We start from the raw sequence: 659 nt of genomic DNA, 5'->3' as shown, positions 1-659 counted from the left end.
ATGCATCTTATTTCTACGAAGCTTGGGACAATTTTGATTTGCACAAGTATTATCTAACCGTAGTCTTTGGGCGAAGATTTGACTCAACTAGCAGGCTTTGAAGAATCAGTATCTAAATACTTGTAAGTACTGTTTGTTTATCATACTATTAAAATAAAAGAGGCGTTCTATCTCATCAAGAGTTTAGAACGCCTTTTACATTCCTAAAATAAGATTTCTGAAACGTATTTGTTATCTTTCGGAAAGCTATGTCTAATAACCATTAAGGAATCTGGAATCATGAAAAAAGTAATCACCTTTGGCGAAGTTTTAATGAGATTAACTACGCCTAATTTTGCAAGGTTTTCACAGTCAGACGCTTTCAATATCAACTTTGGTGGTGGCGAGGCCAATGTGTCATCTTCTCTTGCAATTATGGGTATTCCTGCAAGTCATGTAACAGTTTTCCTGATAATGACCTTGGCTATGCTGCTCGTACCACCTATCTCAAATACGGTGTTGGTACTGAGTTTATGCAAATGAAAGGAAATCGTTTAGGGCACTTTGTTCGTTACTGTTACACAAATGAAGATGGTACCGTTAAGCGTGTAGTGGTAGAATAAAAGTATTTAATAGAATTAAGTGTTGCTGCAAAATTAGATTTGATTTGTGTGTTTTAG

At 35.5% G+C, this 659-nt stretch carries 1 protein-coding gene; it reads left to right on the top strand.

The features are described 5' to 3' along the window. The first annotated feature begins 279 nt into the window (after positions 1 to 279). The gene (locus tag BWI92_RS26850; RefSeq protein ID WP_095168681.1) at positions 280 to 522 is read left to right on the top strand and encodes a hypothetical protein; all 243 of its coding nucleotides are present in this window, start codon (positions 280 to 282) and stop codon (positions 520 to 522) included. Positions 523 to 659 lie beyond the last annotated feature (137 nt).

Origin of the sequence: Flectobacillus sp. BAB-3569, from assembly GCF_002270355.1 — a bacterium.
GTDB lineage: Bacteria > Bacteroidota > Bacteroidia > Cytophagales > Spirosomataceae > Flectobacillus > Flectobacillus roseus.
Note: the sequence above shows the minus strand (reverse complement) of the source record. Positions and strands in the feature narration are given on the sequence as shown.

Excerpts from the sequence above, each read along its gene's own strand:
- BWI92_RS26850 (WP_095168681.1), top strand. The coding sequence starts at position 280 with ATGAAAAAAGTAATCACCTTTGGCGAAGTTTTAATGAGATTAACTACG.